Source organism: Palleronia sp., from assembly GCF_042089775.1.
Lineage (GTDB): Bacteria > Pseudomonadota > Alphaproteobacteria > Rhodobacterales > Rhodobacteraceae > Palleronia.
Map to the genome: position 1 here is coordinate 1 of NZ_JBELKF010000066.1, position 19,187 is coordinate 19,187.

At 66.6% G+C, this 19,187-nt stretch carries 19 protein-coding genes; 10 read left to right on the forward strand and 9 right to left on the reverse strand.

Annotation, left to right across the window (positions count from 1 at the left end):
* On the forward strand, nt 1-468 hold a 468-nt coding region (locus ACFDS3_RS14505), incomplete at its 5' end, for a PRC-barrel domain-containing protein (RefSeq protein WP_375263068.1).
* A gap of 54 nt (nt 469-522) precedes the next feature.
* Here ACFDS3_RS14505 and ACFDS3_RS14510 read toward each other — a convergent pair.
* Nucleotides 523-1,287 (reverse strand): sulfite exporter TauE/SafE family protein, encoded by a 765-nt coding sequence (locus ACFDS3_RS14510; RefSeq protein WP_375263069.1) that lies wholly within the window; start codon nt 1,285-1,287, stop codon nt 523-525.
* Between the two features lie 148 nt (nt 1,288-1,435).
* On the opposite strand from ACFDS3_RS14510, the gene ACFDS3_RS14515 reads away from it, so the two are divergent.
* Nucleotides 1,436-3,130, forward strand: coding sequence for an acyl-CoA dehydrogenase family protein (locus ACFDS3_RS14515; RefSeq protein ID WP_375263070.1), 1,695 nt, complete (start codon nt 1,436-1,438; stop codon nt 3,128-3,130).
* Nucleotides 3,131-3,181: 51 nt separating this feature from the next.
* On the opposite strand, the gene ACFDS3_RS14520 is transcribed toward ACFDS3_RS14515, so the two are convergent.
* Nucleotides 3,182-3,682: an SH3 domain-containing protein gene (locus tag ACFDS3_RS14520; protein WP_375263071.1), complete on the reverse strand. Its 501-nt coding sequence runs from the start codon at nt 3,680-3,682 to the stop codon at nt 3,182-3,184.
* A gap of 127 nt (nt 3,683-3,809) precedes the next feature.
* Here ACFDS3_RS14520 and ACFDS3_RS14525 point away from each other — a divergent pair, with 127 nt between their 5' ends.
* Nucleotides 3,810-4,796: a 2-hydroxyacid dehydrogenase gene (locus tag ACFDS3_RS14525; RefSeq protein ID WP_375263072.1), complete on the forward strand. Its 987-nt coding sequence runs from the start codon at nt 3,810-3,812 to the stop codon at nt 4,794-4,796.
* Here the strand turns inward: ACFDS3_RS14525 and ACFDS3_RS14530 are convergent.
* The 3 genes from ACFDS3_RS14530 to panC all read right to left on the reverse strand — a co-directional run bounded on the left by ACFDS3_RS14530 (nt 4,772) and on the right by panC (nt 7,302).
* Nucleotides 4,772-5,476, reverse strand: coding sequence for a hypothetical protein (locus ACFDS3_RS14530; RefSeq protein ID WP_375263073.1), 705 nt, complete (start codon nt 5,474-5,476; stop codon nt 4,772-4,774). The two genes, ACFDS3_RS14525 and ACFDS3_RS14530, sit on opposite strands and share 25 nt — an antisense overlap.
* A gap of 156 nt (nt 5,477-5,632) precedes the next feature.
* Nucleotides 5,633-6,448 (reverse strand): 3-methyl-2-oxobutanoate hydroxymethyltransferase, encoded by an 816-nt coding sequence (gene panB / locus ACFDS3_RS14535; protein ID WP_375263074.1) that lies wholly within the window; start codon nt 6,446-6,448, stop codon nt 5,633-5,635.
* Entirely contained in the window at nt 6,445-7,302 is an 858-nt protein-coding gene (gene panC / locus ACFDS3_RS14540; RefSeq protein WP_375263075.1) for a pantoate--beta-alanine ligase, read from the reverse strand. Before panC ends, panB begins: the two co-directional genes overlap by 4 nt.
* A 173-nt stretch (nt 7,303-7,475) precedes the next feature.
* Between panC and ACFDS3_RS14545 the strand changes: the two genes are divergently transcribed.
* The 5 genes from ACFDS3_RS14545 (at nt 7,476) to ACFDS3_RS14565 (ending at nt 13,470) form a co-directional block, all read left to right on the forward strand.
* Nucleotides 7,476-8,549 (forward strand): Hint domain-containing protein, encoded by a 1,074-nt coding sequence (locus ACFDS3_RS14545; protein WP_375263076.1) that lies wholly within the window; start codon nt 7,476-7,478, stop codon nt 8,547-8,549.
* Between the two features lie 153 nt (nt 8,550-8,702).
* A complete protein-coding gene (gene rpsD / locus ACFDS3_RS14550) occupies nt 8,703-9,323 on the forward strand; it encodes a 30S ribosomal protein S4 (protein ID WP_375263077.1) in 621 nt (206 codons plus the stop codon).
* Nucleotides 9,324-9,423: 100 nt separating this feature from the next.
* The gene (locus ACFDS3_RS14555) at nt 9,424-10,758 is read left to right on the forward strand and encodes an HNH endonuclease family protein (RefSeq protein ID WP_375263078.1); all 1,335 of its coding nucleotides are present in this window, start codon (nt 9,424-9,426) and stop codon (nt 10,756-10,758) included.
* Between the two features lie 862 nt (nt 10,759-11,620).
* Nucleotides 11,621-12,709: a histidinol-phosphate transaminase gene (gene hisC, locus ACFDS3_RS14560; protein ID WP_375263079.1), complete on the forward strand. Its 1,089-nt coding sequence runs from the start codon at nt 11,621-11,623 to the stop codon at nt 12,707-12,709.
* A 116-nt stretch (nt 12,710-12,825) separates the two neighbouring features.
* Nucleotides 12,826-13,470: a sugar transferase gene (locus ACFDS3_RS14565; protein WP_375263080.1), complete on the forward strand. Its 645-nt coding sequence runs from the start codon at nt 12,826-12,828 to the stop codon at nt 13,468-13,470.
* Between the two features lie 6 nt (nt 13,471-13,476).
* Here the strand turns inward: ACFDS3_RS14565 and modC are convergent, their stop codons facing one another.
* The 4 genes from modC to ACFDS3_RS14585 all read right to left on the reverse strand — a co-directional run bounded on the left by modC (nt 13,477) and on the right by ACFDS3_RS14585 (nt 16,409).
* On the reverse strand, nt 13,477-14,550 hold the full coding sequence (modC, locus tag ACFDS3_RS14570; protein WP_375263081.1) for a molybdenum ABC transporter ATP-binding protein: 1,074 nt from the start codon (nt 14,548-14,550) through the stop codon (nt 13,477-13,479).
* Nucleotides 14,547-15,227 carry a molybdate ABC transporter permease subunit gene (gene modB / locus ACFDS3_RS14575; RefSeq protein ID WP_375263082.1) on the reverse strand — a complete coding sequence of 227 codons (681 nt, stop codon included), beginning with the start codon at nt 15,225-15,227 and terminating at the stop codon, nt 14,547-14,549. The genes modC and modB overlap by 4 nt, the downstream gene beginning before the upstream one ends.
* Nucleotides 15,228-15,968, reverse strand: coding sequence for a molybdate ABC transporter substrate-binding protein (gene modA, locus ACFDS3_RS14580; RefSeq protein ID WP_375263083.1), 741 nt, complete (start codon nt 15,966-15,968; stop codon nt 15,228-15,230). It lies immediately after the preceding gene.
* An 87-nt stretch (nt 15,969-16,055) separates the two neighbouring features.
* Nucleotides 16,056-16,409, reverse strand: coding sequence for a winged helix-turn-helix domain-containing protein (locus ACFDS3_RS14585; protein WP_375263084.1), 354 nt, complete (start codon nt 16,407-16,409; stop codon nt 16,056-16,058).
* A 104-nt stretch (nt 16,410-16,513) separates the two neighbouring features.
* Between ACFDS3_RS14585 and ACFDS3_RS14590 the strand changes: the two genes are divergently transcribed.
* Nucleotides 16,514-17,560 carry a DUF475 domain-containing protein gene (locus ACFDS3_RS14590; RefSeq protein WP_375263085.1) on the forward strand — a complete coding sequence of 349 codons (1,047 nt, stop codon included), beginning with the start codon at nt 16,514-16,516 and terminating at the stop codon, nt 17,558-17,560.
* An 86-nt stretch (nt 17,561-17,646) separates the two neighbouring features.
* A partial coding sequence (locus tag ACFDS3_RS14595; protein WP_375263086.1) for a BCCT family transporter occupies nt 17,647-19,187 on the forward strand: 1,541 nt, incomplete at its 3' end.

A 19,187-nucleotide genomic window follows, 5' to 3' on the forward strand; every position in this document is an offset into this window, starting at 1 on the left:
CAGAGCGGCCAGCCGCAGGTCACCTTCGAGACCATGGAAGAGCGCCAGCAGCGCCGCGACCAGCAGTCGCAGCAGCAGCAGTCGGAGGGCGCGGCCAGCATGTCCTCGGACAATGAGCAAGCCACGCTCGAGACCGAGCAGCAGTCCGCGGACATGACCGCTGAGGGCGCACAGATGACGGTCGGCGACATCACCAACATGGAAGTCGTGACCGCTGACGGCGATAACCTCGGCAACCCCGACGCCGTGATCGAGATGAACGGCGAGCACATGCTTATCGTGTCCTCGGGCGGCTTCCTCGGCCTCGGCGACACGCAGGTGCCGGTCGAGCTGAGCACGGTGTCGTTCCAGAACGGCCAGATCGTTCTGCAGCAGCTGACAGAGCAGCAGATCGAGAACGCCAACGACTTCGAGTATGACTCGGAAATGGCGCTTTCCGAAGACGCTCCCGTCGAGATCATGAACTGATCCGAGGAGCCTTGGACGCTACCGGCCCCCGTGCATCTCGCGCGGGGGCCTTTTTTATCCGGTGATGCCCCGCCGGATCAGGTTCAGCCCGGCAACGATCAGCACGACCAGCGTCGCCCGCCGGAACTTACCTTGGTCCAGCCGGTCGCCCGCCCGCCATCCAATCCACATGCCGAGCGCCGCCGGGACGAGCAGGAACAGCGAGAACCACACCGTCTCACCATTCAGGATGCCGGATCGCAGATGCCCCGCCAGCAGCGCGACCGAGCCCAGCCCGTAGACCACCCCCTGCACTGCAAGCTGCCGATGCTTCGGCGTGTCGAGCGCCAGCAGGTACAGCACCGTCGGCGGCCCCCAGACGCCAGCGAACCCGCCAAGTCCGCCAGCCACCACTCCGATACCAAGATCCGCCAACCCGCGCCGCTCCGGCGTGATCGAGAAACGCCAGCCGATCAGTTGCACCACCGACAGGACGGCCACGGGCACCCCCAGCGCGGCATAGATGACCCGCACGGGCACCACAGTCAGGAACTGCGCAGCCACCACGATCATCACGCAGACGACGAAGATGTAGCGCCAGAATTCCACCAGGGCCGCGCGCGCCTCGGTCCACCCGGCGCGCGCCACCTGCAGCGCGTTCGACATGACGATGGGCAGCACGATCCCGGCCACCACCAGCCGCGGATCGATCAGGATCGACAGGGTTGAGATCATGATCAACGGCATCGCGAACCCCACCGCGCCCTTCACGAAGCCCGCGAGGCAGGTCAGGATGAACGCAAAGACAAGGAGGTCGGGAGGTAGAAGATCAAGGAGCATGACTCCCGCTACAGCAAAGCCGGGCGACTCGCACTCGGAATCTCCGCGTCATTTTCGCAAAGTTACCGGACGAGTTTACGAAATCTTCTTGCGCATCGAATCCGGCCGCGCTACCTCACCATGCAATCGCAGCATAAGGAGCCCGACCATGGCCCATGATGGACAGGACCTGACCGACATCCGCGCGGATGATGCGCGGCTCGACGGGCTGCTCGACCTCACTGCCGCCGCCGTTCCCGCCGTCGAGGCGCTGCAGGACAAGGCCGCCGCCGCACTCCGCGAGCTTCTCATCGAGGACGGCCGCGTCTCGGGCGCTGCGGTCGAGGCTCACCAGCACGCGGCCCACGGGCTGGCGTGGCTTGCCACCTATGCCGAGGCTTTGCGCCAGATGCAGGGCTGGGCCCAGAAGCTGGCCGAAGCGGGCCGGTTCGGAGAGGTCGAAGCGCTGATCCACCAGATCGCCTTTGGCGAGTACCTCGCCCAGCTTCGCGGCGGTCTGCCGATGAGCCAGGGCGAGATGATGCGCCTGACGGACCTGGGCCTCTCGCCCGAAGATCTCGACGGCGACGCGATCCGCACCCTCATCGCGCACGGCAACACGCAGGACGCCCGCACCCGCCTCGTCACGTTGATGCGCGAGCGCTCGGCCGAGATCACCGTGGGCCGCACCGGGCTCGACGACGAGCTCGAGATGATCCGCGAGCAATTCCGCCGCTTCACGGTGGACAGGGTCGAGCCTCACGCCCACGAATGGCACCTCAAGGACGAGTTGATCCCGATGGAGATCATCTCCGAGATGGCCGAGCTGGGCGTCTTCGGCCTGACCATTCCCGACGAGTACGGCGGCCTCGGCCTGTCCAAGGCATCGATGTGCGTCGTCTCCGAAGAGTTGTCGCGCGGCTATATCGGCGTCGGCTCGCTCGGCACGCGGTCCGAGATCGCGGCCGAACTGATCCTCGGCGGCGGCACCGAAATGCAGAAGCACACGTGGCTGCCCCGCATCGCCAGCGGCGAGATCCTTCCCACCGCCGTCTTCACCGAGCCGAACACCGGGTCGGACCTCGGTAGCCTGCGCACCCGCGCAGTTAGGGACGGCGACACATGGAACATCACCGGCAACAAGACCTGGATCACCCACGCGGCCCGCGCGCACGTGATGACCCTGCTCACGCGGACCGATCCGAACACAACGGATTACAGCGGCTTGTCCATGTTCCTCGCCGAAAAGACCCCCGGGACGGACAACGCGCCCTTCCCCGACGACGGCATCACCGGCGGCGAGATCGAGGTCCTGGGCTACCGCGGCATGAAGGAATACGAGCTCGCCTTCGACGGGTTCGAGGTCAAGGGCGAAAACCTCCTCGGCGGCGAAGAGGGCAAGGGCTTCAAGCAGTTGATGGAGACCTTCGAATCCGCGCGCATCCAGACCGCCGGCCGCGCCATCGGCGTCGCGCAATCCGCACTCGACATCGCGATGCGCTATGCCGAGGATCGCAAGCAATTCGGCAAGTCGCTGATCGACTTCCCCCGCGTGTCCGGTAAGCTAGCCATGATGGCGGTCGAGATCATGGTCGCGCGCCAGCTCACCTACTTTTCGGCCTACCAGAAGGACCACGGGCGGCGTTGCGACCTCGAAGCTGGGATGGCAAAGCTTCTGGGCGCTCGTGTCGCCTGGGCCGCCGCCGATAATGGCTTGCAGATCCACGGGGGCAACGGCTTTGCGCTGGAATACAGCATCAGCCGGGTGCTTTGCGACGCGCGGATCCTCAACATCTTCGAGGGCGCGGCCGAGATTCAGGCGCAGGTCATCGCCCGCCGCCTGCTCGACCCGCGCGCCAACTGATCGCGCCGCATGGTGCGGTGCGCCTCTTTCCCCAGCCTGCGGGACCCTGCGCTATTCGATGATCTCGCCCGGCAGCACGCCCCACAGGTTGGCCTTGTCCACCCACCCGGCATAGCCGGCCTTGTAAATCCGGCACCAGGCGGGGATGCACTCGTCGATGCGGACCACGACGCCGCGCTTCAGGACCGCGACCTCGGGCGCACCCGCGTCGGGCAGGGCGTGCATCGTCGCGGTCTCGCTTTCCACCAGGACGGTGCGCACGCCGGACAGCAGCGCGTAGTGGACCCATCCGCCCTGCCCGTCCCGATCCTCGATGCGACGCCAGTGGCCGTATTCGGCTGTGATGATCAGCGGCAGGTCCTTGCGTCGGTAAACCCAGTCGATCCGATGGCTCAGCGACGGGCCGCGCCGCACGTTGCCCTCGTTCGCCTTCATCGACACGAACCGCGGGATCGGCAGGTTCGTCACCGGCCCAAGCTCTTCCGCTTGGCCGTACGCCGCAAATCCCGTCACGAACGCGGCCAGTACCGCGGCGAACACGCTTGTCTTCATCTGTCGTTTTGCCCGGACAATCCGCCTGTTCCCCTTCAGGGGCGCGGGGTCTTCGGCTTGTGCCACGCCCCGTTCCCGTCCACCCTGCGCCAAACGCGCGCCAATTTGAATTGCCGAGGAGATGTCGATGTCGGCTGATCGCCCGAGTGTTGTCGTCACGCGACGGTTGCCTGACCAGATCGAGGCCCGCATGGCCGAACTGTTCGACGTGCGCCTGCGCAAGGACGACACCCCGATGACGCAGGACGAGCTGGTCGAGGCCGTCCAGACCGTAGACGTGCTGGTGCCCACGGTCACCGACCGGATCGACGCGCCGCTTCTGGCGCGGGCGGGCGAGCGGCTGAAACTGATCGCGCATTACGGCTCGGGCGTGGACAACGTCGACGTCGCCACCGCCCGGCAGCGCGGCATCCTCGTGTCGAACACCCCCGGCGCGGCCACGGACGACACGGCCGACATGACCATCGCGCTGCTGCTCGCCGTGACGCGCCGGATTCCGGAGGCGCTCGACACGATGCGCCAGGGGACGTGGACCGGCTGGGCGCCGACGGCGTTCCTGGGCGGGCGGATCGCGGGGCGTCGCCTGGGCATCCTGGGGATGGGGCGCATCGGACAGGCGGTCGCGCGCCGGGCGCGGGCCTTCGGGATGCAGATCCACTATCACAACCGCCGCCCCGTGCGGTCGCAGATCGAAGAGGCGCTCGAGGCGACCTACCACGAGAGCCTCGATCACATGGTCGCCCGGATGGACGTGATCAGCATCAATTGTCCGCACACGCCTTCGACCTTCCACCTGATGAACGCACGGCGCATCGAGCTGATGAAGCCGACGGCGGTGATCGTGAACACCTCACGCGGAGAGGTGATCGACGAGAACGCCCTCGCCCGCGCGCTCCAGGCCGGCAGGATCGCCGGCGCGGGGCTCGACGTGTTCGAACATGGGCACGAGGTCAATTCGGCGCTTCGCGCTTCGCCCAACACGGTGCTGCTGCCGCATATGGGCTCGGCGACGGTCGAGGGGCGGGCCGAGATGGGCGAGAAGGTCATCATCAACATCAAGACCTTCGCCGACGGACACCGTCCGCCGGATCAGGTGGTACCGGGTGATATCTGAACCGGCTCGACATGGCGGATGACGGCATAAAGCCGTCCCGCGCCGTCCACTACGCCTGAAAGGCAGACGCGCCGGAACGCCGCCCCGTCTTCGCGCAGGGTGTGGCACTGTGGCCGGCCGCCAAGCGCGAGGGCCAGCGCGCGGCACTCGCGCGTCTGGACCGCGCCGCATTCCACGAGGTCATGAAGCCGGCAGCCGAGCACCTGGCTCGGCCGCATCCTGCTCTCTGCGGCCTCGGCGCTGCTGACGGCGATGAAGCGGCTGTCCCGACCGATGGCAGACAGCCGCCCCCGGCAATGGACGATAAGCTGCGCAAGATCCTCGCCCTCGATCTGGGCCGGCAGGGGGTCGGGAACGGTCGTGCCGCGCGTGGTGGAATAGGCGCGTGACGGAAGGGACTCTCCGCCCGAACGACGCAGCGCATCGGCAAAGCGGGCCGCCGCGCGCGCCCCGATCGCGGCGCCTTCGACGCGGCGACGCGCGTAATGATCGGCGATCTCTTCGAGTTCTTCGCGGCAGGTCGGCTGGTAGGTTTCGATCCGATCGAGAAGCTCGGCCGAACGCCTGAGCAGCCGCGCATGTGTTCTTGTGTGTTCGTCCGTTCGAATGGCCTCACGCAACTGGGCGTCCACGCTGCGAAACGAGGACACCAGTTCCGTAAACTGAGTAGTGAATACCATAACCGCACCGTGAAAATTCGTGCGGTGTTTAGACTTGATAAACCTCTAAACTCACAAGCAAACGTTGCGTGCATGCTTAACGTGCAGGTTGTATTGTGCAACTATGGGGACAATCTCGCCACCAGATGGCGAACTCGTTCCACAACCACTCCCGCATTAACGGTAAACTTGATCCGGTCCAGGGAACGCGCGACTCCTGACCTCTTCGCTGTAAGAGCGGACCGCGTTCTCGATTTCCTCGCCTAGCCGACCGTAAACCTTGACGAATTTCGGCGCGCCCTCGCCCAGCCCCAGCATGTCCTCGAGCACAAGGATCTGGCCGTCGCACTCGGCGCTCGCGCCGATGCCGATGGTGGGGATGTCCACCGCGCGGGTGATCTCGCGCGCCAGGGGTTCCACCACACCTTCCACAACCACGGCGAAGGCGCCGGCCTCGGCCACCGCTTTCGCGTCGGCGATATGGGCGGGCCAGGTCTCCTCGTCGCGCCCTTGGGTGCGGAAGCCGCCCATCACGTGGCTCGACTGCGGGGTCAGGCCGATATGCGCCATCACCGGCACGCCGCGCTCGGTCAGGAAGCGCACCGTTTCGGCCATGCGCGCGCCGCCCTCCAGTTTCACCGCCCCGCACTGGGTCTCCTGCATGATCCGGGCAGCATTGCGGAAGGCGATGCCGGGGCTTTCCTCGTAGCTGCCGAAGGGCATGTCCACGACGACCAGCGCGCGCTTGGTGCCGCGCACGACGGCCCGCCCGTGCATGATCATCAGCTCGAGCGACACGCCCACGGTCGTCTCCATCCCGTGCATCACCATGCCAAGGCTGTCGCCCACCAGGATGAAATCGGCATAGCGGTCGACGATGGCGGCCGTGTGCGCGTGGTAAGAGGTCAGCGAGACGATCGGCTCGCCCCCTTTGCGCGCGGCGATCTGGGGAACCGTCACGCGGCGGACGGGCTTCTGCTTTTCGGTGCTCATGCGCTCTCCCGGGGGTCTGCAATCATGTTGTCGATCAGTAGCACGGTGCCGAAACGAACGGCCAGCAGGATGACCACGGGCCGCTCGGGGCGCCCCATCACCTGCCCCAGGCCCTCTGCATCGCGAATGTCGATCGAGCTGATCTCGGCCCCGGCAGCACCCTGCAGCACGCGCCGGATGATCTTGCGCGCCGACTCGACCGTCCGCCCGCCCTCGATCGCCGTCCGCCCCTCTTGCAGGGCACCATGCAGCGCAGGAGCCGCCGCACGGTCCGCCTCGGTCAGCCGCACGTTGCGCGAGGACATGGCCAGCCCATCCTCCTCGCGCACGATATCCACGCCGGAGATCTCGACCGGAATGTCGAGGTCGCTCACCACCCGGCGGATCACGGCGAGCTGCTGGTAATCCTTGCGTCCGAAATAGGCGTGGGCCGGCTGCACGATGTTGAGCAGCTTCGTCACCACGGTCGCCACGCCGCGGAAATGGCCGGGACGAAGTCGCCCGATCAGGATGCGCGACAGGCCGGTCGGTTCGACCATCGTTTCGGCCGCGGGGTCGTACATCTCGGACGGCTCGGGCGCAAAGACGGCGTCCACGCCCTCGGCCTCGAGCAGCGCGAAATCGCGTGCCTCGTCGCGGGGATAGGCGTCGAAATCCTCGGTCGGGCCGAACTGCGTCGGATTGACGAAGATCGACACGACGACGCGGTCGGTCTCGGCCTTCGCCCGTCGGATCAGGGTCAGGTGCCCCTCGTGCAGGTAGCCCATCGTCGGGACCAGCCCGATCCGCGCGCCACCCTCGCACAGCCGTGCGCGCGTCTCGCGCAGCGCCGCCTTGGTCCGGCAGATCTCCATGCAGGCCCCCTTTTCGTTCGCCGCACCGATACAAGGCGCCGCGCCGGGGTGCCACCCCCGCCGGTGACCGGTCGGCAACAGCCTTGCGGGAAGGGATGCGCAGACTTGGCCGGGCGGCAGGCCGGGTGTTACGCTTGCAACAGCGGCGAAAAGACCGCGACGAGGCAGACACCATGAGCGACGCGACGCAGGCGCGGGGGACTTACGTTCTGCCGTGGTCGGACATCCGCATCGACGGCCGGGCAGACGCCACACCCGAAGCCCTGGTCGCCGGGGCCGAGCTGTCCTATGATGGGCAGCCCCTACGCATCGACGGGGCCTCCGACATCCTGACCCTGACCGACCCGATCGGCGGGCGCGAGCTGCGCCGGCGCGCCGGGCGCGTCGCCTCAAGGATGCTGCGCAAGGCCGACATCCACGCCCATCCCGACATCGAAGAACCCGGGACCATCGACGCCCAGTTCACCCTTTCGGACGGCGTGACGTCCTACGGCGCCGCACTGCTGGGGCTGGCGAGCGCGACGCGGCCCCTGATCCTCTTCACCGACCGCCCGCCCCCTGCCCGCACGGTTCTGACCGTCCGGAACGCCAGCGCCATGCGCCGCCGCGCAGATCCGCCGCGCACCATCTGCTTTGCCGCGGGCACCACGATCACGACCGAGTGCGGCCCCACCCCGATCGAGCTTCTGCGCGTGGGTGATCGGGTGCTGACCCGCGACGACGGTCCGCAACCGGTCCTGTGGACCGGGCACCGCGAAATCTCGGACGGGCGGCTGCACGTCATGCCGCACCTGCGCCCCGTCCGCATTCCCTCGGGCGCGTTCGACGCCGAGGACCCGCGCGGCGACCTACTGCTGTCCCCCCGCCACCGGCTGCTGGTGCGCGGGCAGGCGGCCCGAGCGCTGTTCAACACGCCCGAGGTGCTGGTCGCCGCCTCGGACCTCGCTGGGTATCGCGGAATCCATATCGACCGGCGCAGCGTCGGTCTGACCTATGTCCACGTCATGCTACCCCGCCACCAGGTGGTCTGGGCGAACGGAGTGGCCGCCGAAAGCTTCCACCCCGCCGACACCGACCTCGACGCGATTCCGGCCGGCCAGTATGATCGGCTGCTTGCGGCCATGCCCGACCTCGTCCGCGGCCCCGACAGCTATGGCGCCCCTGCGCGCCGCCTGCTGAAAGCAGCCGAGGCGCGCATCCTGGTCCATGACGGCGCCGGTCGCCGCGCCTTGCGGCGTGCGGGATGACATGCAGCGAGCCGCCTGTTGACTCTGGCCCGAGCCGGCGTATAAGGCGCGCTTCATTGGTGTTGGGGGCCCCCGCAAGGGGATGCCTGTCGCTCTGGCAAAATCCAGGGAGAGGACAACGCCCTTCGAAACGCACACGAAGGAGATCAGACGGTGACAAAACGCACCTCTGCCAAGTACAAGATCGACCGCCGGATGGGCGAGAACATCTGGGGTCGTCCGAAATCCCCGGTCAACCGCCGCGAATATGGCCCCGGCCAGCACGGCCAGCGCCGCAAGGGCAAGGTTTCCGACTTCGGCCTGCAGCTTCGCGCCAAGCAGAAGCTCAAGGGCTACTACGGCGACCTGACCGAAAAGCAGTTCCGCCGCATCTATGCCGAAGCCGAGCGTCGCCGCGGTGACACCGGCGAGATCCTCATCGGTCTGCTCGAAAGCCGCCTCGACGCCGTTGTCTACCGCGCCAAGTTCGTGGCGACGATCTGGGCCGCGCGCCAGTTCGTGAACCACGGGCACGTCACGGTGAACGGTCAGAAGGTGAACATCCCCTCCTACCGCGTGAAGGAAGGCGACGTCATCGAGGTGCGCCAGAAGTCCAAGCAGCTCGCCTCGGTGCTGGAAGCCGTCCAGCTGGCCGAGCGTGACGTGCCCGACTACATCGAGACCGACCACTCCAAGATGACCGCGACCTTCGTGCGCATCCCCGGCCTGGGCGACGTGCCCTACGCGGTGCAGATGGAACCGAACCTCGTCATCGAATACTACGCCCAGAACTAAGGGCGCCGTGCTGTAAGGCCAGCACTACAAGAAGTGTTGCGATTTCAGCCCCTTGTCGATACGCCTCTGTTACGGTGGATTGGCTTGGGGCTGTTACGGTATGGGCGTTTCAGACTGCATCACGACGCGCAGCGGAACCCGAAACTTCTACGTCCGATACCACGTGCCCGTCACGGAACGCGCCGCCGTGGGGCAGGACGAGATTTGGCGTAGCTTGGGCATGGCTGATCGACGAGAAGCGCGCCGCCGCGCTCCGGCCGCTCTCGTCAAAATACAGCTCGACGTCGCAGCAGCAGTTGAACTTGCTTCCCCTCGCCCGGAACCCACCAGTGAGCAAGTTCAGCGCGCGGCCCGTGAGGTGTACCGCAGCCTCGTCGAAGCTGACATCGAAGAACGTGCGACCGATCGGGAAGCAATGGGAGCCTTCCTGGGCGGTGAGGACAACGCGCTCCGAAACCTTTCCTATGCGCGGGAGGTGAGAGAAGCTCAGGCCAAGGGCGAGCATCATCACGCTGACGTGGATTACTGGGCGCTGCACTTCGGCTTCCACTTGCCCACCGGCTCGCTGCGCTACCAAGAATCCGCGCAGTTACTGACCCTCGCGCACGCCAACGCCGCTGAAGCGGCCGCACAGCACGATCTAATTCACGACATGCGTCGCTTCTCCTCGATATATATGTCGCTAGAGGCTGGATCGAAAGTCGGAGAAATTTCTGATAACTTGGAAGTTGCCGTTAACAAGATACACCGGCTAAACAAACCTTCGTCCACCTACGCGTTTGTGATGCGGTTGATCTTCGAAGTTAAGGCTGGAAACATTCAGCATGATGTTGCAATAGATATTCTGGGCCGCCTTGAATCCTTCCTATTCCGGCGCGCCATATGCGGAATCGAACCAACTGGTCTGCATGCGGTATTTAAGGGGATGTGGCGTGAGTTGACTTCAAGCAGAGGCGGTGCCGGTTATCCTGCAGTCACGGCCGGCAACTTCGAAGCTCACATCCGCGGCAAGCCTACGATCTCGTGGCCTCGCGACAGTGAGTTCGAAAGCGCGCTGCGAGCAGGAAACCTATATGATCGAAAGGTGGTTAAATATGCTCTGGCCGAGCTCGAAATCGCCGTTCAAGGCGAGACGCCACAAGATGACTTCCACATTGAGCACATCCTTCCGCAAAAGCCAACCGACGAGTGGATCGAAGTATTTGGCCCGGATTGGGAGAGCGTAGTTCACACATGGGCAAACCTCCTTCCCCTGACGGAGACCATGAATCCGCAAGTTTCGCGAGCGGGCTATGCACAGAAAAGAGAAGCGTTCGGAGGCTCGATCTTCTCGACTACCCGTAACTTCGCAGAAGAGTTCGCGGAGTGGAATCCGACGGCTCTCCAAGCGCGAGCCAACGGGATCGTGGAGTTTGCGCTATCCAGGTGGCCGTAGCTTACTAAGCTGACACCCTCAGATATTGGCCTCGCAGACTCACGGGGAAAGACCGAGCCAGGTGCTATGAGGGTGTTCTGGTGTTGCGAGCACGCTGAGTCACAGGGACGGAATGACCGGCCGTCGCCTCAACGCGCTCACGAGCGTGCCCAGCACGTGAAGATGTCCCGTCGAACTGCAACGGCAACTGTTACGGCTTCACGGATGGGTGGAAGCGTAAGGGCCTGTTTTCGCAGCGACTTTTTTCCGCGCCATACTACGCCCAGAACTAAGGGCGCCGTCAGACGCATGTTCAAGGCCGTCCCGCCCGGGGCGGCCTTTCTTGTTTGCATGCACCATCCGATACTGCTTCGCTGGTGCTGCAAGCCACGCCGTCTTCGCGCAACGATGGCTACCGACCCAGAACGAGGGCCGTGCATGGTGACGTCGACTACCGCAACTTGCCGTCTCGTCGTGGACTGGCATGCGGCATACGCGGCACCATCCGACTCGATGCCGCAGAGCTCCTTCATCTCACGAGCCGCAATGATGATCGGCATGGCCATATCTAGCTCTGGGCACGTGCCGACGCGGGATTGAAGGACTGAATACCGGACAGCCTCGTCGTATGGTGCGGCGGCATCGCCCGCGCGAGGCACGGTTACACCGCCACAGAACTCACATGCCGCAATGGCCAGATCCTCTCCAGCGAAACAGAGATCCACGGCCGGGTGTATTACCGATCAGGCGATGGGCAGTCCGGTTGGGTCCCCAGGCGCAACCTGGCCCCGTATCGCGCCTGATTGCTTCAGCGGAACCACTCCGCGGGCTTCCCCACGGCCCACAGGCTCGCTAGAGAGGGACCGTCGAGGAGTTCCCGCACATGTCCCACGCCATCGAGCCGAAACCCGGCGTCATGCAGATCGCCCCCTACCAGGGCGGCGCCAGCAGTGCCCCTGGGGTCAAGGATGTCGTCAAGCTGTCGTCGAACGAAAACCCGTTCGGACCGCCCGAATCCGCCCGCAAGGTCCTGCGCAAGGTCGAACATCTGCTGCACCGCTACCCCTCGACCGATCACGCGAGCCTGCGCACCGCGATCGGTGAGGTCCACGGCCTCGATCCCGAGATGATCGTCTGCGGCGCCGGTTCGGACGAGCTGATCCACATGCTCTGCACCGCCTATACCGGGCCGGGGACCGAGGTGATCCACACCGAGCACGGCTTCTCGATGTATCGGCTTTCGACCCTCGCCGCGGGGGGCACACCCGTCTGCGTGCCCGAGCACGAGCGCAAGGTGGACGTGGATCGCATCCTCGATGCGGTGAACTTCCGCACCAAGCTCGTCTTCGTCGCCAACCCCGCAAACCCCACCGGCACCATGCTGGGCGGGAACGAGATCGGGCGCCTGGCGGCCGAGCTGCCGGACAACGTCCTTCTGGTGCTGGACGGCGCCTATGCCGAGTATGTCGAAGGCTATGACGGCGGCGCGCGGCTCGTGTCCAAGCGCGAGAATGTCGTGATGACGCGCACCTTCTCCAAGATCTACGGTCTCGGCGGGCTGCGTGTCGGATGGGCCTACGCCCCGGCCCACGTGGTCGACGTGTTGAACCGCGTGCGCGGACCGTTCAACCTTGGCGCGTTGCAGCTTGCCGCAGCCGAGGCCGCCGTGCGCGACCGCGACTACGTGAACCGCTCGCGAGCCGAGAACGCGCGGATGCGCACCTGGATGGCCAAGGCGCTGGCCGAGATCGGCGTGATGTCCGACACATCGACCGCGAATTTCGTCCTCGCCCGCTTCGACAGCACCGAAGAGGCCGAGGCCTGCAACGCCCACCTGAGGTCCGAGGGCCTTCTGGTGCGGCAGGTGGCTGGCTACGGCCTGCCGAACTGCCTGCGCATCACCGTGGGGGACGAGGCGTCCTGTCGCCGCGTCGTCCACGCCATCGGCGTCTTCAAGGGCAGCGAGGACTGACGCCGGAAAAGCGTCTCGCATTGTCGCCAACTCGGTTAACCGCCGTTCATGATAAACGGCGTGTTAAGCAGTAATGGCGAATGTCCATCTCCGTCGATGCAAGGAGATGGGCCAAGATGCCAGTCAGCGAATCCCTCCCCGGCCGGTTCGTCCGGGCGGGCCACGACCCGGCGAAGCGGGCCCTCGACCTGATCGTCCTGGCCCTGCTTCTACCCCTCATCCTGCCGCTGCTGGCCGTTGTCTGGGCAGCGCTCGTGCTGGGGGGCGGGCAGCCATTCTACGCGCAGACACGGATCGGCAAGGACGGCACCCCGTTCCGCCTGTGGAAGTTCCGCAGCATGATTCCCGACGCCGACGCCGCCCTGGCCCGCCTCTGCGCCGCCGACACGGCGCTGGCAATCGAGTGGGCGCACAACCAGAAGCTTCGCCACGACCCGCGCGTGACCCGGCTGGGGCGCCTTCTGCGCCGCACCAGCCTCGACGAGTTGCCGCAGCTGTGGAACGTCGCGCGTGGCGAGATGAGCCTTGTCGGTCCCCGCCCCTTCATGGCCGAACAAGAGGCACTCTATCGCGCGGCCGGCGGCATCGGGTATTTTCGCCTGCGCCCGGGCCTGACGGGGCTCTGGCAGGTCTCGGACCGCGGGCGCACCGATTTCGCCACCCGGGTCGGCTTTGACGAGACCTATGCCCGCACCCGCTCGCTGCTTCTCGACCTGCGGCTGATCGCGGCCACCGCCCGTGCCATGACGGAGGGACGCTGATCGGCCTCAGCCGCCCGCATCCTCGCGCGCGACCGCGACGGATTTCATGACCGCCACACAGGGCTGTCCCGGTGCCAGCCCCATCGCCCCGGCCGACCGGCGGGTGATGCGCGCCAGAACCCGCCCCGCCGCCGTGTCGAGCGTCACGATCACCCCCGGCCCCTCCCCGTCCCGCAGCGCAGCGACGGTGCCGGGGATGTGGTTCAGCGCCGACATCCCAACCGGCACCTCGCGTGACAGGATCACCTCGTGCGCCGCGATCCTGATGCGCAGCGTCACCCCCACGGGCCGATCCACCAGCGGCAGGAACAGCGGAACGCCCCCGGCGTCGAGCTCGGTCAATCCGTCGTCGTGGTGCCGCGCCACCCGCGCCGTCAGCACGGCCCCGATGGCGCGGACCCCCACCGGCGCGACCGCGGCATCACCAAGCACCTGGGCCGCCGATCCGTGGGCGATAACGCGGCCGCCCTCAAGCGCGACAACCGTTGTGGCAAGCCGCGCGACCTCGGCCGCGTTGTGGCTGACATAGAGGATCGGCACCCCCGCCTCGTCGCGGAGCCGCTCGAAATAGGGCAGGATCTCGCGTTTGCGGGCCTCGTCGAGCGCGGCCAGCGGTTCGTCTGCCAGGATCAGCCGCGGCTCGGACAGAAGCGCGCGCCCTATGGCGACACGCTGCCGCTCGCCCCCCGACAGCGCGGCGGGACGGCGATCCAGCAGATGCCCGATCCCCAGCATGTCGACCACCGGCCCGAGAGAGGGGCGGCCCCGCGAGAACCAGCGCCCGTAAGACAGGTTCTGCCGGACGGTCAGGTGCGGGAACAGGCGCGCATCCTGGAACACCGTGCCGAGGCCGCGGCGATGCACCGGCACGTCCACCTTTGAGCGGCTATCGAACAGCGCCTGGTCGTCCACCACGATCCGCCCCGCATCGGGACGGACCAAGCCCGCGATCGCGTTGACCAGCGTCGTCTTCCCCGAGCCCGACGGCCCAAACAGCACCGTCACGCCCGCCGGTGCCTCGAACGCGGCGTCGAGCGTGAAGCCCGGCACGGCACGGCGGACGTGGACGAACAGGCTCACCGCCCCGCCACCCGCCGGGCGACTCGCGTCCCGAGCCATTCCGAAAGCGCCAGCGCCCCCATCGCCACGGCCACCGACAGGGCGACAAGCTTCAGCGCGTCATCCTCGCCCCCCGGAACCTGCAGGAAGGTGTAGATCGCCGTGGGCAGGGTGCGCGTCTCGCCGGGGATGTTCGAGACGAAGGTGATCGTGGCCCCGAACTCTCCCATCGCCTTGGCAAAGGCGAGAACCGCGCCGGTCAATACACCCGGCAGGATCATCGGCAGCGTGACGGTCAGGAACACCCAGGGCCGCGCGGCGCCAAGGGTGCGGGCGGTATCCTCCAGCCCCGGATCGACCGCCTCGATCGACAGACGGATGGCGCGCACCATCAGCGGAAACGCCATCACACCCGCCGCCAGCGCCGCGCCGGTCCAGCGAAAGGCGAAGAACGCACCGACCGGCCCCAGCGGCCCCTGTGGGCCAAAGCCGATCAGCAAGAGGTAGCCTGTCACGACCGGCGGCAGGATCAGCGGCAGGTGGACCAGCCCGTTCAGCACCTGCCGCCCCGGAAAGGACCACCGCGCCAGCGCGTGGGCCACCAGCACACCAAGGGGCAGGCTGACCACCGTCGCCCAAAGCGACACCTTCAGCGACAGCAGCAGCGCGGCCGCGGCGTCCGGGCCGAGCCAGCCCATTCAGTCGATCACCTCGAACCCGGCGTCGGCGAAGATGGCCGAGGCGGCATCCCCTTTTAGCCAGTCGAGGAACGTCGCACCGGTCTCGCTGCCTTCCAGCACGGCGGCGGGATAGCGGATCGCTGGGTGCAGCTCGGGGGCGAACCGGCCGCGCACATGCACGCGCGGTTCGGCCGCGGCGTCGGTGGCGTAAACGATGCCCAAAGGCGCGGCCCCCATCGCCACAAGGGCGAGGGCCGCGCGCGCGTTGTCGGCCTGCACCACGCGGGGGGCGTAGTCGGCCCACAGGCCCAACGTCTCCAGCGCCGCCCGACCGTAGAGTCCCGCCGGCACCGCATCGACGAGCGCCATCGCGATCCGCCCCTCTTTCGTCACCGCTGGCATCTCGTCCGCGTGGGCGACGTCGGCCGCCGGCCCCTCGGTGCCGGAAACGAGGACAAGGCGGTTGCCCAGCAGGTCGCGCCGTGAGCCGGGGGCAAGACGTCCGGCGGCCGCGACCTCGTCCATCCAGCCGGGATTGGCCGAGATGAAGACGTCAGCGGGCGCCCCCTGCACGATCTGCCGTGCAAGCGCCGACGACCCCGCATAGACCAGGCTTACCTCGTCGCCGCTGCTTTCTTCATAGGCAAAGACGGCCTGATCGAGCGCGGTCTTCAGGCTCGCCGCGGCAAGGACGGTGACATCTGCAGCACCGGCCTGCACCGGCAAAAGCACCAGGCAGCAGGCAAACGGTCTGAGCATGGCGCACCTCGCGGTCGGGAACGGCCGAAGCATCGCGTCCGGATGCCGCACTCGCAAGCGATATTTTCGCGCGGACATATCGGTCGGCTAGTCGCCTTCCTCGCGCAGCAGGGCCGCCAGCCGGTCAGCTCCCGGACCTGCCGCGGCCGAGGCCGCCTCGACCGCGGCGACGTATGCTGCCAGCACCTGGACCCCCGTTGCGGTCAGGGTTGCGCCGCCGCCCCGCGCTCCGCCGCGCACGCTGGTCACCACGGGCGCCGAGAACGTCGTGTTCATCGTCTCTACCAGTTGCCAGGCGCGCTTGTAGCTCATGCCCATGGCCCGCCCCGCCGCCGCGATCGAGCCTGTCTCTCCGATCCGCTGCAACAGCTCGGCCTTGCCGGGCCCGACCATGCCGCGGCCGGGAAAGACGATGCGCAGGCGGAAGACGGGGGGCTGCATGGCGGGACACTGCCGCCGCACCGGCGCACGCGCAAGCAATCCTGGGTGCAAGCCGCGGCACAACCCCTTATGTGGGCACGACGCGACCACCCGGAAGGATCCCCATGTCGTCTACGTTGCGCTACTTCACTTGGGCCTTCGCCTTCACCGCCATCGGCCTTGCGCTATCGGTCTGGGTGGGATGGTCCTTTACCGGGACCGTGCAGGGAATGTTGCAGTTCCTCTTCATCACGACGGTGCTGGCCGCGCTCGAGATCTCGCTGTCCTTCGACAACGCCATCGTCAACGCCAACGTGCTGAAGCGCATGTCGCCGGTCTGGCAGCACCGCTTCCTGACCTGGGGCATCATCATCGCCGTCTTCGGGATGCGCATCGTGTTTCCGCTGGCCATCGTCGCGATTGCCGCCGGAACCGGGCCGTGGGCGGCTGTGGTCCTCGCCGCCGAGGACCCGGCGCAATACGCGCACATCATGAAAGAGGCGCATCCGGACATCGCGGCCTTCGGCGGCACGTTCCTTCTGATGGTGGCACTGTCCTTCTTCCTCGACCCCGACAAGGACGCGCACTGGCTGGGCGGGCTGGAGAAATTCTTCGCCCGCCACGGATCGACCCGCGGCACGGACGTCCTGGTGACGATTGCGGTGCTTCTGGGCGTCTCGCAGTTCTTCCCGGACGCGCAGTCGGGGCGATTCCTGACCATGGCGATGTGGGGCATGCTCACTTACCTCGTGGTGCACGCGGTTGGGGCCGCACTCGACAGCCGTGGCCCGGAGAAGGTCGCGGTCCAGGGCGGCCTCGGCGCTTTCCTCTACCTCGAGATGCTGGACGCGAGCTTCTCGTTCGACGGGGTGATCGGCGCCTTCGCCCTGACGCAGAACCTCTTCATCATCGCCATCGGGCTGGGGATCGGGGCGATGTATGTCCGGTCGATGACGATCATGCTGGTCGAGAAAGGCACCCTCTCCGCGTACCGCTTCCTCGAGCACGGGGCCTTCTACGCGATCCTCGTCCTTGCGATCATCATGTTCCTCCAGCCGCTGATGCACATCCCCGAGGTGGTCACGGGCCTGATCGGCGTGGTCCTGATCGGTGCGGCGCTTCTGTCGTCGGTCCGCTGGAGTCGCGTGAACGAGGCCACCGACACCGTCTAGCGCCTTCCGGCGCTTTTTAAGGACCTGGACTGCCCCCCGCGGGGAAACGGCCTACTTGCCTGCGGATATCAGTCAAAGGTCCTCTCATGCGCGATCTCGCCCAACGGCTCGGGCTACGAACCGACGCCACGATCTTCTTCGTCTCGGCCGTGCTCATGATCATCTTCGTGGTCGCGCTGGCCGTCGCACCGGGTCCGATCGGCGAGGCCTTCGCGGCGGCACGGGGCTGGGTCGTCGCCAAGCTGGGCTGGTTCTTCATCCTGGGCGTGAACGTCTGGCTCGGCTTCCTGCTCTTTGCCGCGTTCTCGTCCTACGGCCATATCCGCCTGGGCGGAGACGACGCGCGGCCCGAATATTCGAACCTGTCGTGGTTCACGATGCTATTTGCGGGCGGCATCGGCACGGTGCTGATGTTCTGGGGCGTGGCCGAGCCGATCTCGCATTTCTCGAACCCGCCCCTTCCCGGCGTCGAGCCGTATTCGCCCGAGGCCGCGCGCGATGCCATCGCCATCGCCAACTATCACCTCGCGCTGCACACCTGGACGATCTTCACGCTGCCGGGGCTCGCCTTCGCCTACGCGATCTACCGCTACAAGCTGCCGGTGCGGGTCAGCTCTGTGTTCTGGCCCCTTCTGGGCAAGCGTATCGAGGGCCCGATCGGCAAGAGCATCGACATCGCCGCCGTGCTGGGAACCGTCTTTGGCGTGGCGGTGTCACTCGGCCTCGGCACCAGCCAGATCGCGGCGGGGCTGGAAGAGCTTTTCGGCTGGCCGGACGCAACGCCGCTGCGCCTCGCCATCCTGGCCGTGCTGACGGCCGTTGCCGTGACCTCGATCGTCGCGGGCCTCGATAACGGCGTTAAGCTCCTGTCGAACATCAACATCGGCATGGCCGTCGCGCTGATGCTGTTCGTGCTCGTGACCGGATCGACCCTGTTCCTGCTGCGCGGCGTGGTCGAGACCATCGGCATCTACATCTCGAACCTGCCCCGGCTGGCCTTCTGGAACGACATGATGGCCAGCTACCGTCCAGACACCGAGGACTGGGGCTGGCAGGGCAGCTGGACCGTGTTCTACTGGGCCTGGACGGTGACGTGGTCACCCTTCATCGGCCTCTTCGTCGCGCGCATTTCCAAGGGGCGCACGATCCGCGAGTTCGTCCTTGGCGTCCTGTTCGCGCCTTCGGCCTTCACGGTGGTCTGGTTCGCCATCTTCGGCTGGTCCGCGATGGGAATCGACGGCATCGGCGTGGCCGCCCGCGCCGACCTGGGCGAGCAGGCCGGCCGCATCTCGGACGCCGTGGCCGAAAGCGTGCCGCTCGCGATGTTCGCCTTCTTCGAGAGCTTTCCTGCCACGACATTCGTGCAAGGCGTCGCGGTCGTGATCGTGGCGATCTTCTTCGCCACCTCGTCGGATTCGGCGTCGCTGGTGGTCGACATGCTCTGCTCGGGCGAACAGACGGCCGGCCCGGTCCGCCAGCGCGTGTTCTGGGGCGTGGCAGAGGGCGCCGTCGCCGCCTCGCTGATGGTCCTTGCCGGCGACGAGGCGCTGAACGCGCTCCAGCAGGTCATCACCGTGGTCGGATTGCCGATCTTCGTGCTGGTCTGTCTGATGGTGGTGTCGATGAT